11 protein-coding genes are annotated in these 14,317 nt (G+C 67.1%); 5 read left to right on the top strand and 6 right to left on the bottom strand.

Translation table 11 applies throughout. The features are described 5' to 3' along the window. Positions 1-211 precede the first annotated feature (211 nt). On the bottom strand, positions 212-1,012 hold the full coding sequence (locus tag VF665_RS13125; RefSeq protein ID WP_331053883.1) for a DUF3108 domain-containing protein: 801 nt from the start codon (positions 1,010-1,012) through the stop codon (positions 212-214). A gap of 390 nt (positions 1,013-1,402) precedes the next feature. Between VF665_RS13125 and VF665_RS13120 the strand changes: the two genes are divergently transcribed. Both VF665_RS13120 and VF665_RS13115 read left to right on the top strand, forming a co-directional pair. Next, positions 1,403-1,960 (top strand): YceI family protein, encoded by a 558-nt coding sequence (locus tag VF665_RS13120; RefSeq protein ID WP_331053882.1) that lies wholly within the window; start codon positions 1,403-1,405, stop codon positions 1,958-1,960. Positions 1,961-2,058: 98 nt separating this feature from the next. After that, a complete protein-coding gene (locus VF665_RS13115) occupies positions 2,059-3,441 on the top strand; it encodes a hypothetical protein (RefSeq protein WP_331053881.1) in 1,383 nt (460 codons plus the stop codon). A 190-nt stretch (positions 3,442-3,631) separates the two neighbouring features. On the opposite strand, the gene VF665_RS13110 is transcribed toward VF665_RS13115, so the two are convergent. The 5 genes from VF665_RS13110 to VF665_RS13090 all read right to left on the bottom strand — a co-directional run bounded on the left by VF665_RS13110 (position 3,632) and on the right by VF665_RS13090 (position 11,526). Beyond that, positions 3,632-4,360, bottom strand: coding sequence for an endonuclease NucS domain-containing protein (locus VF665_RS13110; protein WP_331053880.1), 729 nt, complete (start codon positions 4,358-4,360; stop codon positions 3,632-3,634). Beyond that, on the bottom strand, positions 4,357-7,512 hold the full coding sequence (locus tag VF665_RS13105; RefSeq protein ID WP_331053879.1) for a type I restriction endonuclease subunit R: 3,156 nt from the start codon (positions 7,510-7,512) through the stop codon (positions 4,357-4,359). Before VF665_RS13105 ends, VF665_RS13110 begins: the two co-directional genes overlap by 4 nt. 13 nt (positions 7,513-7,525) lie before the next feature. Beyond that, positions 7,526-8,551, bottom strand: a complete 1,026-nt coding sequence (locus tag VF665_RS13100; protein WP_331053878.1) for an abortive infection family protein — start codon at positions 8,549-8,551, stop codon at positions 7,526-7,528. 10 nt (positions 8,552-8,561) lie between these two features. Next, positions 8,562-9,779 carry a restriction endonuclease subunit S gene (locus tag VF665_RS13095; protein ID WP_331053877.1) on the bottom strand — a complete coding sequence of 406 codons (1,218 nt, stop codon included), beginning with the start codon at positions 9,777-9,779 and terminating at the stop codon, positions 8,562-8,564. 61 nt (positions 9,780-9,840) lie between these two features. Continuing rightward, complete coding sequence (locus tag VF665_RS13090; RefSeq protein ID WP_331053876.1) at positions 9,841-11,526, bottom strand: class I SAM-dependent DNA methyltransferase; 1,686 nt, start codon at positions 11,524-11,526, stop codon at positions 9,841-9,843. 703 nt (positions 11,527-12,229) lie between these two features. On the opposite strand from VF665_RS13090, the gene VF665_RS13085 reads away from it, so the two are divergent. The 3 genes from VF665_RS13085 to VF665_RS25995 all read left to right on the top strand — a co-directional run. After that, entirely contained in the window at positions 12,230-13,240 is a 1,011-nt protein-coding gene (locus tag VF665_RS13085; protein ID WP_331053875.1) for a LysM peptidoglycan-binding domain-containing protein, read from the top strand. 85 nt (positions 13,241-13,325) lie between these two features. Then, positions 13,326-14,147 carry a cytochrome C assembly family protein gene (locus tag VF665_RS13080; RefSeq protein WP_331053874.1) on the top strand — a complete coding sequence of 274 codons (822 nt, stop codon included), beginning with the start codon at positions 13,326-13,328 and terminating at the stop codon, positions 14,145-14,147. Positions 14,148-14,164: 17 nt separating this feature from the next. After that, positions 14,165-14,317, top strand: a 153-nt coding sequence (locus tag VF665_RS25995) for an NAD(P)-dependent oxidoreductase (protein WP_414678714.1), incomplete at its 3' end; no start/stop codon positions are given.

The raw sequence follows: 14,317 nt of genomic DNA, 5'->3' as shown, positions 1-14,317 counted from the left end.
ACCCGCCGCTCCTCGTCCCACGATAGCTGTCACGCGCGGTGCAGGGCATCGGGAGGGATTCGCGCACGTGCGGGGGATTTTCAGACGATGGGGGAAACGCGACCGGCAGACGACTCTCTACCGAATGCCAAGAGCGAAGTTGTCGATCCGCCGCCCGGGGCCTGGGCGGCGGATCGTGTTCCGCGCTGGGGATGATGGTGATGCGCGAGTGTCAGCGGTTTGCGCGGGCGGCGACGGCGGTTCCGCCGCAGGCTGGGGTGAGCGCCTCCAGCGTGAGCACCATGTGCCCCGCGCGGGGGATGCGCGAATCGATGCGCAGGGGGACGTGGCGGGCGTCGTCGCTGAAGTGGATCAGGATGACGCCCTCGCCGCCGTACCGCCGCGGATCGGGCACGCGCATTTCCACCTGCACCGCGCGGAACTCGCCCGCGGGCACCCGCACGGGAGCGCGCCCCACCACGCGGACGCGCACCGGGCCGCGCGCGGCGTCAAAGTGCCGCGCCAGGCTGTGCATTTCGCCATCCGCCAGGCGGAGTGTGCGCAGAAAGTAGATGAACGACAGCTCGTCCAGCGGCGCGCGCGTGGGCATCTCGCCGCCCTGCCCGCCATCCGCGCCCGTCCAGCGCCCCGACTCCGCATCCATCCGCACCTCCTCGCGCGACGACGAAACCGGCGAGCGCTCCGTCTTGCTGAAGCGTACCGACGCCACGCGGTCCGGATCAAACCAGGAGCGGCTGTGGTTCTCCACCACGGCCGGGCCCACCCGCCCGCGGATGTCGAAGCGCAGCAGCCAGTTGCCCGCGCCCTCCCCGTCGCCGCGCTGCACGGCGAAGGTGCCGCTCCCCACCCGTCCCAGCGGCCCGCTCGCCCGGTAGACGCAGCTTTCGCCCGGCGCGAAGGGAAGCACGGGGGGTTGCGCATGCACCGGAGACGCCAGCGCGCACAGCACCCCCGCGGCCACGGCGGCGTACAACAGCCGCCTCCCCGCGCGGCGGTGCGCGGCGCGATCCATCGAATCAACCAGGCAAGGGCACATCGTCCCGCTCCGCGAACGTGGGGTCGGGCGGCGTGCGCGCGCCCGGGCTCCATCACGATCGCGTTCGCCATCATCCTCCGGGACGGGAAAAGACAGGCTCGCGTGTGGGGAGGAGTCCGTGCGGCGCCCGGCCCCGCCGCACGCGTCCAGCCGCCCCGGGCAGGCACGTTCATCCACCCCGCCCCCTGTAGTCGCCGCCCCCACACGGCGTCGCGACATCCTCCCGTCACCGCACACCAACGCCGCCCGGCAGGCGCGGCATGGCCCCGGGCCTAGCTTGGTTCACGTCGGCGAGATCTACGATCCGCCGGCCCGCCGCACCGGAACCGGAGCGCGGCGGCGCACCAGAGAACAGGAGCCGGAGCCATGCGCACGCGAACGTACCTCGCCGGGATCATCGCCGTCCCGGCTCTTCTGGCCGCGGCGAGCCTGCCGCTCTCCGTGCAGTCGGGGAGCCGCGTCTGGGTGTCGGGGACCTCGACCGTGCGCGGCTACCGCTGCGAGAGCACGCAGGTCACCGGGACCGCGGAAGGCGCCGGGACCGAGCTGAGCCAGGTGGCGCAGAGCCGCGGCGAAATCACCATCCCCGTGGCCAGCCTGGACTGCCGCAACAACACCATGAACGGCCACATGCGCAACGCGCTCAAGGCGGGCGAGAACCCCACCATCCGCTTTCGCGCCACCACCGTGGCCGTCACTCCTGCGGGCGCCGTGCGCATGACCGGGCCGCTGACCATCGCCGGCCAGAGCCGCGAAGTCACCATCACCGGCACGGCGGCGCGCGAGAACGGAACGCTGCGGGTGACGGGGAGCAAGCAGCTGACGATGACGGACTTCGGGGTGCAGCCGCCGCGGCTGATGGCGGGCACGATGCGGGTCCATCCGCCGGTCACCATCGGGTTCGACGTGGTGCTGGGCCAGTAACCGATGATCAGGACGGCGGACCGGGTCCGCCGGACGTACCGGGGGCGCACGCCGCGCCTCCCTTTACACCCACACTCCGGTTTTACGGAGACAGAACCATGAGAACCCTGAACCGTGCGCTGCTTTCCACGCTGGCCGTCCTGGCGGCGGCCCCGCTGGCGGCGCAGACGGAGCAGGTGGCCGTGAACGCGGCCCCGCAGGCAGACCCGCCGGCCGCGCAGGCGGACACCACCGCGCCCAGGCGGACGGGGAGCGTTCTGGCCCCCGCCGCCATGGCCCCCGTCCCCGTGGTGGTCGGCTCGCCGGCGGCGGGCGCCATCGGCGAGTTCGAACCCGCCAGGCAGAGCGGCGAGTTCACCGGGCTGCAGCTGCAGATCGGCGGCGCGTTCGCGCAGACGTGGCAGGCGCTGGACCACGAGACGGCCGCGGCGCCCGCGCCCGGCACCATGCTGGGCGACATCCGCCCCGGCTTCAACCTGGCGAGCGCCAACCTGAACATCGGCGCGCAGCTGGCCCGCGGCATCCGGGTGGACCTGGAGAACTACATGGCCAGCCGCCACCACAACGAGTTCTGGGTCAAGGGCGGCTACGCCACCATCGACGCCTCGCCGTTCAACGTGCCCGTCCTCAACCGGATCATGCAGTACACCACGATCCGCGCGGGCCACATGGAACTCAACTACGGCGACGCGCACTTTCGCCGCAGCGACAACGGCAACACCATCCGCAACCCGTTCAGCGAGAACTACGTGCTGGATGCGTTCACCACGGAGATCGGCGCGGAGGTGATGGTGCGCGCCCCGTTCGGCGGCTTCGTGATGGGCGGCGTCACGTCGGGCGAGAACAAGGGCGACATCAAGGAGGGCGCGGTGAACGCGTCGCCTGCGTTCCTGGGCAAGGTGGGCTTCGACCGCCGGTTCAGCGACCTGCTGCGCGTGCGGCTCACCGGGAGCGTGTACAGCGCCGAATCGTCGCCGTCGGTGACGCTGTACGGCGGCGACCGCACCGGCTCGCGCTACTGGGGCGTGATGGAAGACACGGTGAGCCTCAAGGCCGGCGCGGCGTTCACCAACGGCCGCGTGAACCCCGGGTTCGCCAACGAGATCACGGCGCGGCAGATCAACCCCTACGTGGAGATCGGCAGCCTGGAGCTGTTCGGGGTGATGGAGTGGGCCAGCGGCAAGTCGGCCAAGGAGGCGGAGCGCCGCGAGGTGAACCAGATCGCCGGCGACGCGGTGTACCGCCTGTTCAACGACGCCCTGTACGTGGGCGCCCGCTACAACCGGGTGACGGGCGACTTCGCCGGCCAGACGGACCTGACGGTGACGCGGCGGGCGGTGTCGGCCGGGTGGTTCCTGACCCGCAACCTGCTGACCAAAGCCGAGTACGTGCAGCAGGAGTACGACGGCTTCGCCGCCACGGACATCCGCAACGGCGGCAAGTTCCACGGCCTGGCCATCGAGGGCGTGATCGCCTTCTGATCGAGATCAACAGGGCCGACGCGGAGGCGCCGGCTGGACGGGAGACAACGAGGCGGGGGGCCACACGGCCCCCCGCCTTTTTGTAACACGGCCACTGCTGACGGTACTGTCCAGCGTCAGCGGGCGCTCGTTGCCGTAGGAGCGCAACACACCGCTCATCCGTTATTGATCACTCTGCCGGGAACGCCCGTTAGGTTTGCGCATCCGCGAACGTGAACCTGACGCTATACCGCCGCAAGGCGAGATCGGGAACGACGCGGGCTGCGGACTTCGCTTTTGCGTCGAAGTCAGAGGCGACGAGAATCCCACGAACCCGCGTTCCGGCCTGCTCACTCGCAACATCTCCCATATAGCTCAGTATCTGGGCTACGGCGCGCTGGCCTGCTACTCCCACCTTCAGTTCAATCACTACAATCGCGTCCGTCACGTCTCGCGCTGTGATGTCGATGAAACCCGAATCAACAGATCGCTCGGCACCGTCATCGATGATCACCAACCCAGGCTCCAGTTGATCGATAGCGACCCTCAATGCCGCCTGCATGTCTCGTTCAAGGCTGAGCCCCCGGCCGGTTTCCTCCGCCGCTTCGGACGTTGTACCCCGTGCAACCGGGGGCTCGTCCGGCAAACCATGGTCCGAGTCTCGGAAGCTTCGGTAGCGTTCAATGGCGTTCTTGTATGACGCCAAGTTATTCCGGATGTCCCCCTCGATCGGAATGCTTGTCGGGTTCGGCCGGTTGCGCCGCGCATCGTCGACCGAGTAGCGCAGCGTCTCAATCAGGCCCTCCATTCGGTCGGTAGCATAGTGCTCGTCAAGATCGCCGTGGAATTCCTCCACGCGACTGGCCCGATGAACCTGGGCGGACACCGTATTCGCAGCGTACTTCTGGCTGAGCAGCCACTGACGGTACTCGGATCTCATTTCACCACAACGATTGGGGCACGGTTTACAGTCCCTTGATCGTGCATGCCGCCTCTCACGGCAAACGCGGTGGACATCTCTGCCTGTTTCAACACGAGCTGGGTTGCGTCTTCTGAGAGATCAGGCGGGTAGCCGTACATCGCCAGCAGCCGCCGCACCTTTCGGCGGAGGTCCGCGCGCACGCTCTCCCGTTGCGTCCAGTCGAGCTTGGGCATCTTCTTCACCATCTCGGCCAACTCGCGGGCCATGAGGCGGAGCTGCTCGGACTTCATCACCTTCTGGGCCGACCCGTTCGCCGCAAGCGCGTCGTAGAACGCGGTCTCCTCGTCGCTGAGGCCGAGTTCCTGGCCGTGGCGCTTCGCCTCGCGCACCCACTTGGCCAGTTCCAACAGGTGCGCGATCATCTGGGCCGTGTTGATCTGCTTGTTGGTGTAGCCCAGCATCGCCTTCTCCAGCGCCTCACGGAACTTCTGGGCCTGTACGAGGTTGGTTCGCTCGCTGAGCTTGATCTGGTCCGTGAGCAGCTTCCGCAGCGTCTCGAGCGCGAGGTTCTTCTGTTCCAGGGCCGACACGCGCTCCAGGAACTCGTCGCTCAGAATGTCCAATCGCGCCGCGTCGAGTCCGGCGGCGGCGAACAGGTCAATCACTTCGCCCGCGCCTACCGCCCCACCAATCACCTGCCGCACGGCCGCGTCGATGTCGCGCGATTCCGGATCGGGGCTGGCCGCGCCGGTCGACTCCGCCTCGTCGGCCAGCCGCTTCCGGATCATTGCCGCTACGCGCTGGAAGAACGCCAGGTGCGGCGCAATCTCCCGCGTCTCCTCACGCGGAACTGCCAGCGCGAACGCCGTGGCCAGCCGCTTGACCATTCCGCGGAACCGCTGCCACCCCGTCTCGTCACCGACTGTGTGCCTCATGTCCAGCACGTGGTCGACCGCGCGCAGGTACAGCCGCAGCACGTCGGCCGGCTCCGCCTCCAGCGCCGCCGTGTAGTCGCAGCCGTAGAAGAACGATTGCAACTGTTCGAACGCGGCCCGCATGGCCGGGATCGCCTCGTCCTGCAGCTCCTTGACCGGCTTGTCCGCATCGCCCGTCGCGTTGGCGTACGTCGCCAGCGCGTCCGCGAGGGGGTCGGCCAGCCCGATCAGGTCCACGATGAGCCCGCCGGGCTTTTCGCCGTAGACGCGGTTCACCCGGGCGATGGCCTGCATCAGGTTGTGCCCGGCGAGCGGCTTGTCCAGGTACATCGTGTGGGCGCTGGGCACGTCGAACCCCGTCAGCCACATGTCCACCACGATCGCCAGGCGGAAGTCGTCGGCCGGGTCCTTGAAGCGGTCCGCCAGCGCCTTTCGCTGCGCTTTGCTCCGCGTGTGCCGCGCCATGTGCTGCGGGTCGTCCGGGCCGCCCGTCATCACGACCTTCATGGCGCCCTTCGCGTCCTCATCGTCGTGCCACTCCGGGCGGAGCTTGCGGATTTCCTCGTAGAGCCGGGCGGCGATGTCGCGGCTCATCGTCACGATCATCGCCTTTCCCTCCATGGCCGCGCGGCGCTGCTCCCAGTGCTCCACGACGAAGCGCGCCACCCGCGCCAGCCGTGCGGGGGTGCCGTACAGATCTTCCAGCCGGATGCGGACGTTCTCCGGCGTCTCAAGGCCGTTCTCGTCCTGCCTGGTGTACTCCGCGAGCTTTGTCTCCGCGTCGCGGGCGCCGGCCTCGTCAATCATCAGCTTGACGATGCGCGGCTCGTAGTACAGCGGCACCGTGGCGCCGTCGGCCACCGACTGGCGGATGTCGTACACGTCGGCGTAGTTGCCGAAGACGTGGCGCGTGACCTTATCGCCCGCCGTGAGCGGCGTGCCGGTGAAGCCCACGAAGGTCGCGTTCGGCAGCGCCTCGCGCATCCACCGCGCCCCGCCCTCCACGAAGCCGTACTGGCTGCGGTGCGCCTCGTCGGCCATCACCACGACGTTCGCCCGTTCGCTGATGGCGCCGTGCGCCTCCGTGAACTTGTGGATGGTCGTGAACACCACGCCGCCGCTCGCACGGTCCAGCAACTGCCGCAGGTGCTCGCGGCTGTCCGCCTGCACGGGGTCCTGCCGCAGCAGCGCGCGGCCCATGGCGAAGGTGTCGAACAGCTGGTCGTCCAGGTCGTTGCGGTCCGTGACGATCACCAGCGTCGGGTTGGCCATCTCCGCCGCGCGCACCAGCGTGCCCGCCAGCATCAGCATCGTCAGGCTCTTGCCGCTCCCCTGCGTGTGCCAGACGACGCCGCCCTTCCCCGCGGTGTCGTCGTCCGCGCGGTCGGGCGTCTTGATGGCGCCGATAACGCTCGCCCGCGCCTTGCGCACTGCGCGGAACTGGTGGTAGCCCGCCACCTTCTTGACGATGTTCCCTCGCTCGTCTTCCTCGAACGCCACACACGACTGCAGGTAGTCCAGCAGCGCCTCGGGATTCAGCAACTCGCGGATCAGCCCCTCCAGCGTGGGCTCCCCGCCCGCGGCCGGCCGCCATGGCGTGAACCGCTGCCGCCCGCTGGTGATGCTCCCCACCCGCGTGAGCAGCCCGTCGCTGGCGACCAGCAGCAGGTTGGGCACGAACAGCTCCGGCGCGACCGCCTTATACTTTCCGAGCTGGTCGATGGCGACGTTGAGCGTGGCGGAGGTGTTGGCGGGATCCTTCAGCTCGATGACGACCAGCGGCAGGCCGTTGACGTACAGCACCAGGTCCGGCCGGATGATCTTGCCGTTCGCGCCGGCCGTGGTAAGCTGCGGGACGATGAGGAGGTGGTTGTTCGCCGGATCGTCGAAGTCGATCAGCCGGGCGCGGCCGCCGCGGGTCTCGCCGGTCGCGGGGTCCCGGTACTCGACCGGTACGCCATCGGTCAGCAGCCCGTGGAACCAGCGGTTGTTCTCCACCAGCGAGGGGTGCGGCGGGCGGGTGAGAACCCGCAGCACCTGCTCGCGCTCGTCTCGCGCAAGCTGGGGATTGAGCCATCCGAGAGCTTCCTGAACGAGCGCATTGATGAGCCCACCATTCGGACTCATCCCCGCCTGTACCAGCTGTGCACCGGAGCGCACATCTGAGCCGGAAGCGGTGAGAGACCGGATCGCGAACTCTTCGACGCGTTGCTCGCTGAGCCTTGTTGACGTCACGGTGCGCCTCGCTCTAATTCCTGTGTCGTGACTTGCGCCATGCCGCCTTCCATGCCTGCAAGAAAAGCCTGAATTCCGCAGCGATGGCGGAGCGGTCTTCGGCCTCCGCAGTGGCCACGTCCATATCGTCGCGAAACTCCGATGGAAGCGGGTATCCGGTGGATCTGCATTCCTCGATGTAGGCGCTAGCCATACCGGCGGCGAGAGCTGTCCCCTCGTCCGTTCCATCATCGAACATTGTTTGAAGTGGTCCATCAAACTGGCTTAGCCAACCACCCCAATCTCCCATATTGTCCTGTTCCACAATATGTTGGCCGGGCCATTTACTCGGTTCGTACTGCCGGAGGATATCGAAACCCGCGATTTCCGCAGCAGAACCTTCTGCTAGACGTTTCTGCTCGATGTATCCGATGCGGTCGTAGTCCCAGAGAAGTTGACTCGGACGAAGGATGACGCCGTTGATCGAGATCGTGTTCGTCTCCTCGTCTACGCTTACTTCCGTTATGTGATCCATGTCATCGTGTATCAACGGATCTTGCATGAATGGGCGTCGAGAATGCTGATCGATGGCGGGAAGACGCCTGTACGACTCGTGCAACAACACACAAATTGCCTCGGCTGTACGCACCGCAATTGTCCGTTGCCAGTCGTCAGCGGCAACGTGATATGCATCTTTCCCGTGGCCCAGTGGGCCGAATTGGTTCCGAAACTCTGAGAGTGCCTGAATCGCTGTCGCCATTCCAGACACCATGTTGCGCACGCTTTCGCCGCCATCAGCCTCGACTAGCCCAAGGGCAGCGCAGGTTTGCTTCAACAGAGGCTGCAGCTTTGGGAACGCCTCCGCCTTGTCACCACGCTCCAGCAAGATCGTTTTACAAAGAGCTTCGAGAAGGCACTTGGAAGCATCGATTGCTGCGTCAGACTTCTCACCGAGAAATCTTTCGACTTGGGCGACTGCTTCGCCGAGCGTCTTTGACTCGGGCCAGGTTTCAAGGATCGCTCTAGCGCCCTCCAACACCGGCGCAGCCTGGTCACTCAATTGACTCTCCTTAACTAACGGTAACTCGAATCCGACCGCTAAGCAGCCGCGGCAGGAGGTAGTCCCGCATGACAGCGAGACTCGACGATTCCGTCATTGCCTGCGTGATCCAATCGAACATCGGCTTTGCCACGTCCTCGAATGCGTTGATGAGCACGGATGGCGGGACAACAACCGGAATGGGCCGGAAAGCTGCCTTGCTGATCTCTGGGAAGGTCGTTCCGCTGGCTCGGCTCTTGATCTCTTCCATGTTGGCTTGCACCCAATGCAGCAAGTAGTGTGGCTTGAGGGATGAGGTGCATGTCATCGCGATAAAACCTTGGTTTATTGCGGTTGGCACCTTCGCCAGCGCCAGATAGCCGACAGGTGCCCGCGAAGACAGCAACACCGTATCGACGGGCAGAATGCCCGAACTGATCTTGGCCGCACCCGCGTCGGTGATTTGTCGCTGGGTGGATAACAAGACAGGATGCTGAAGTGAGGATAAATCCTTCGGCGTTGCCCAGTGAAGTGTGCCCCCCGTCCAGAATGACTGGTCCGCCGTGCTAGGCGTTCCGCCGCCGCGGGTTGCAACCATATCCCCGATTGAGCGTACCTCCCAGCCATCCGGCACCGGGCCGAGCGGCGAGTCGATCAGGGTGTCAGGAAGTGCGGCAAATGCGGCATGCGGCATTCCCGGGAAGCTCGCGGCGCCCGCAGCCTTGGCCTTGACCGGCTCGAAGTCCACGAACCACGCCTTGAACGTCGCCCGCGCCAAAGCCTCGATCGCGCCACCCGTCCGTTGATTCTGCTCGATCTTATCATCAAGCGAACCCAATATTCCGACGATTGCTTCCTGTTCTGCAATGTTCGGGAGCCGAATCGGAAGTAGCCGGGCCGCGCCAACGTTGAAATGCTGTTGAACGGCACCGACTAAGTGTGACGCGACATGGTGAGACGCAGCTTCGTTTATGTAATATGCGAGGAAACGAGCATCAATACGTGAGCTTGGTCGGATTATGACCAAGTCAGCGCAATTGGCATCAGCGAGTTCCTCGGGAATGACAGAGCACACACCGGGTTCGCCTGTCCTCACTACCACAACATCACCGGGGCGGAGGCGCGATTTTGACAATTGTCGGTGGAACTCAGCGGGGATGAACTTGACGTCCGTCAAATCGATACGCAGACGGCGGACATTTTGGGAGCGAAGGAACGGCACGCCTTCATGGACGTAGCGAGACGCCATGGGTCCGACGTGTCCGACAGTAACTTCGCGAGCCACATCCCCAAGGGTGACCTCGGGCCAGTCACTCGTCATAAAGTCCCCTGAGACGCTTGCGAACAATCCCGGTAAGTCGCTCTCCTTGGACGAGGTGATCCTCCAGCGCTGCCACTAACCGTGGATATTTTTCGCTGAATGGTTCCAAGTCGTCCTCTTGCTCCTCCGCGCCCACGTAGCGGCCAGGGGTTAGTACATGTCCGTGCTTCGCGATCTCGCCGATCGTAGCGGGGTTGGCGAAGCCCGGAGTCGGCGCGAACGCCCACGCGCCGCACTCCGCCTTGTTCCACCACTCGGGTGCGTGCTCGCCTCGCCACTGGCGGTACGCATACACGATCCGCCCGATGTCGGACTCCGGCAGCGGATCGCCGGTGCCAGGTACGCACTCCGCCTGCTCGACCCCGGTGAGCACGCGAAGCACGCGCGTCTGCATCGTGCCGAGCCTGCGGGCGTCGATGAAGAGCGTTTCGCCTGATCGTCCGCCGGGACGGTTCGGCGTGCCGCGTCGGATGTTGCGGCCGGACTTGTCGCGGGTGAGGAACCAGAGGCAGACAGGGATGCCCGTGGTGAAGAACAACTGCGCGGGCAGGGCGACAATGCAGTCGACCAGGTCGGCCTCGATGATCTTGCGGCGGATTTCCCCCTCACCGCTGGTGTTGCTCGACAGACTGCCGTTGGCCATCACGAAGCCGGCCATGCCCCCGCCGCGGCCGTTGGGTGGCGCGAGGTGGTGGATGAAGTGCTGAATCCAGGCGTAGTTGGCGTTGCCCACCGGCGGATCGCCGTACACCCACCGCTTGTCGCCGCGCAGCAGCTGGCCAGACCAGTCGCTGACGTTGAAGGGCGGATTGGCGAGAACGAAATCGGCCTTCAGGTCGGGGTGCTGGTCGCGGAGGAACGTGTCAGCCGGCTGCTCGCCGAGCCTCGCCTCAATGCCGTGAATGGCGAGGTTCATGTGGGCGAGGCGCCACGTGGTGGGGTTGCTCTCCTGCCCGAAGATGGACACGTCGGTGCGCTGGCCGCCGTGAGCCTCCACGAACTTCTCCGACTGCACAAACATGCCGCCGCTGCCGCAGGCGGGGTCGTAGATGCGGCCCTGGTAGGGCTCCAGCATCTCCACCAGCACGCGCACCACGCTTCGCGGCGTATAGAACTCACCGCCCAGCTTCCCTTCGGCAGCGGCGAACTTGCCCAGGAAGTACTCGTACACCCGGCCCAGCATGTCACGAGCCTTTTCGCGGCTCCCCTTGAAGCCGATGTCCGCAACCAGCTCGATCAGCCGCTTGAGCTTGATCGGCTCGATGCTGCGGCGTGCGTAGTCGCGGGGAAGCTTGCCCTTGAGGTCCGGATTGTCGCGCTCAACCGCGAGGATCGCGTCGTCGATCAGCGTGGCGATCTCCGGGCGCGCCGCCTGGTTCTGCAGGTTCTGCCAGCGTGCCTCCGGTGGCACCCAGAACACCCGCTCCGCCGTGTACTCGTCGCGGGACTCAAGCAAGCGCTCAAGTTGCTCTCCCCGGATGCTATCTTTCTCCAGCTCAGTACGGAGTTCTTCGCGGCGGCTGTCGAAACTGTCGGAGATGTACTTTAGAAAGAGGAGGCCCAGAACAACGTGCTTGTATTCCGCGGCATCAACCTGTCCACGCAACGCATCGGCCGCTTTCCAGAGACTGTCGGCGTAACTCAGGTCGCTGCTCACTTCGTCGGTGTTCGCCATCAAAGCTCCGGTCTGGTGCCGTTCAGATGCGTATCAGGGGAAGGGCCGAGCAGTTCGCGGGGCTGAACATCCCGATTCCCCGCGGGTGGTCCAGCGTGGTCATGCCAGAAGCCGCCACCGCTGAGACATGTGCCCGAGCCGGAAGAATGGGCCAGCCTGTGTTGCCGCGCAACGCTTCATGCGCCCAGACGAGGCTTGCCGAAGTGCCACGCGTGACGCGAAACGATACTGCCGGGGTCGCGTCGCCAGCGAGGATGCAAGGCTCAGGCGGATACAAGGCAACGAGGAACCTCATCCACAGGACAGGACCCTGGCCGCGGAGCGGAACCCTCCCGCACGTTCCCCCGCAATCCTCCGCCACCCCCGCGTCCTCCGCGTGAACCGCCGACCCCGGACCCGGCAACACGGTTCAGATCCGGAAAACATTGCCCACCCTGCTCCTGTATCAGCCGCGTCCTCCACGCGGAAACGCCCGAAAAACGGCGGAATTGCTGGATGGATCGTGAAGGCGCATTCGGCACGCCTCTGGCGGGGCATCCGCGTACACCCATCCGTTTTTTCCTGATTCGCCTTGCCATTCGCCGTGCCGCGGCTTACACTTTCGGCTGCGGCCCGCGGGTGGCGCCGCACCGCGGGCCGGCCGAGCGCCGGCCCCCGGCTCCGGGTGAATCCCACGCCTCCTGCACACCACCTTCGGGGACTCGTGAGAACAACCGCCACCGTCATCGCCGCCGCGGGGCTGCTCGCGGCCGCGCCGCTGGCCGCCCAGAACGACGCGCAGAACCCGCGCGTTCACGTGGTGCGCCGCGGCGAGACGCTGTGGGACATCGCGCGCAACTATCTGAACGACCCGTTCCTGTGGCCGGAAATCTTCCGGCTCAACACCAACGTGGTCGAGGATCCCGCGCGCATCTATCCCTCCGAACGGCTGGTGCTGCCCGACGGCATCCCCGCCGCGGAGCCGGTCTTTGGCAGCAACACGCCGCGCGACACCGGCCCGCGGGTGCAGTTCGGCGACCGCGCCGACCGCCCCGAGGTGCTGGCCGGCGACTTCTACCGCGTGGGCTTCATTGCCCGGCGCGGCGAAGTGGTGCCGGTGGGCCGCTTCACCGAGCCGGAGTACCGCTCGGTGATCGACGTGCGCATGACGCCGCAGATCAACCTGTACGACCGCGTGTTCGTGCAGGTGAACGAGTCGGTGCGCGAGGGCGACCGCCTTCGCTTTCTGCGCCCCGGCCGCGAAATGCGCAACGTAGGACGCGTGTACCGCCCCACGGGGGTGGGCACCGTGGCCGCGGTGGACGGCGGCGTCGCCACCGTCGTCATCGTGGGGCTGTACGGGCAGCTGGAGCCCAACGACATCGCCGTGCCCTGGGAGCGGTTTCCCCTGGAGCCCACGGCGCGCAGCCAGCGCGGCGAGCCGGACCTGCAGGGCCGCGTGATCGCGTTCGAAGACGAGGGGCGCGTGCTGCAGCGCACGGAAAGCATCCTGTTCCTGGACGTGGGCCGCGAGGCGGGGGTGTCGGTGGGCGACGTGTTCGAGGCGTACGAGCCCCGCCACCAGTCGCGCCTGGGCACCCGCCCGGAGGTGTACGTGGCGCGGATGCAGGTGGTGCGCGTGACGGGGAACAGCGCTTCGGTGCGCGTGACGGAGCTGGACCAGCCCAGCATTGCGCCGGGGCTGGCGGTGCGGCGCGTGGCGCGCATGCGGTGACGCAGACCGCGCGCGTGCGCAGGCCGGGTGGTGCCCGCGGCGCCCTTCCCTGTGGAAGGGCGCCTCTGCTTGCGGAGGGATGGGAATGAGCATGACCCTGGGGCTGCACACGCTGGCCCTGGTGCTGTACGCCGCAACCGCCGCGCTGCTGGGGTGGTCGCTGGCCCGGTCGGCGCAGCGGGCGCCGCTCGTGGCGGCCGGCGCGCTGGCCGCCGGCGTGGCGGCCCACGCAACCGCGCTGGGCTCGTACTGGACCGCGTTCCGGGAGCCGCCCCTGGTGGGGCTGGCCCCGTCGCTGAGCACCCTGGCGCTGCTGATTGCGCTGGGGTCGTTTCTGCTTGCGGCCGTGGGGCGCAGCGGGCCGCTGGGTCTCGTGCTCGTCCCCGTGGCGGCGCTGCTGGGCGCCATCGCGCAGGCCGCGGGGCTGCGGCCTACGGGGCCGGAGCTGGCCTACCGCGGCCCGTGGTTCATCCTGCACGTCACCCTGGCCTTTGTGGGGTATGCGGGACTGACCATCGCCTTTGCGGCGGGGCTCATGTACCTGCTGCAGTTCCGCCAACTCAAGGGAAAGCGCTTCGGCGCCGTGTTCCGCTTCTTTCCCCCGCTGGACACGCTGGACCGCATCGGGGTGCGCGCGCTGCTCACCGGGCTTCCCGCCCTCACGGCGGCGCTGCTGCTGGGGTGGGCGTGGTCGCACCGCTTCGGCCCGGCCATGCACGCGGGAAACCCCAAAGTCGTCTGGGGGGTAGTGACCTGGCTGGCCTTCGTGGCCTCGCTGCTGGCCCGCGCGGGGAACGCCACCCACGCGCGCCGCGCGGCGCTGACCACCGTCATCGGCTTCGCCGTCGTCGTGGCCGCCTACGTGGTGCTGCGGGCGGCGGAAGCGGCCGGCGCGGGGTTCCTGTGAGCGCCCGCTATCCCGTGATGCTGGACGTGGCCCGGCTCCGCGTGCTGGTCGTCGGCGGCGGGGCGGTGGGGGCGCGCAAGGTGGCGGGGCTGGTGGATGCGGGCGGGCGCCCGGACCTCGTCTCGCCCCGGGCGACGGCGGAGCTGGAGGAGCTGGTGGCGCGCGAGGGG

This window comes from Longimicrobium sp. (assembly GCF_036387355.1).
In the GTDB taxonomy this organism is placed as follows: domain Bacteria; phylum Gemmatimonadota; class Gemmatimonadetes; order Longimicrobiales; family Longimicrobiaceae; genus Longimicrobium.
This window is presented reverse-complemented; position numbering and strand designations above follow the sequence as displayed.

Excerpts from the sequence above, each read along its gene's own strand:
- VF665_RS13115 (WP_331053881.1), top strand. The coding sequence starts at position 2,059 with ATGAGAACCCTGAACCGTGCGCTGCTTTCCACGCTGGCCGTCCTGGCG.
- VF665_RS13110 (WP_331053880.1), bottom strand. The coding sequence starts at position 4,360 with ATGAGATCCGAGTACCGTCAGTGGCTGCTCAGCCAGAAGTACGCTGCG.
- VF665_RS13080 (WP_331053874.1), top strand. The coding sequence starts at position 13,326 with ATGAGCATGACCCTGGGGCTGCACACGCTGGCCCTGGTGCTGTACGCC.
- VF665_RS13095 (WP_331053877.1), bottom strand. The coding sequence starts at position 9,779 with ATGGCGTCTCGCTACGTCCATGAAGGCGTGCCGTTCCTTCGCTCCCAA.
- VF665_RS13125 (WP_331053883.1), bottom strand. The coding sequence starts at position 1,012 with ATGGATCGCGCCGCGCACCGCCGCGCGGGGAGGCGGCTGTTGTACGCC.
- VF665_RS13120 (WP_331053882.1), top strand. The coding sequence starts at position 1,403 with ATGCGCACGCGAACGTACCTCGCCGGGATCATCGCCGTCCCGGCTCTT.
- VF665_RS13090 (WP_331053876.1), bottom strand. The coding sequence starts at position 11,526 with ATGGCGAACACCGACGAAGTGAGCAGCGACCTGAGTTACGCCGACAGT.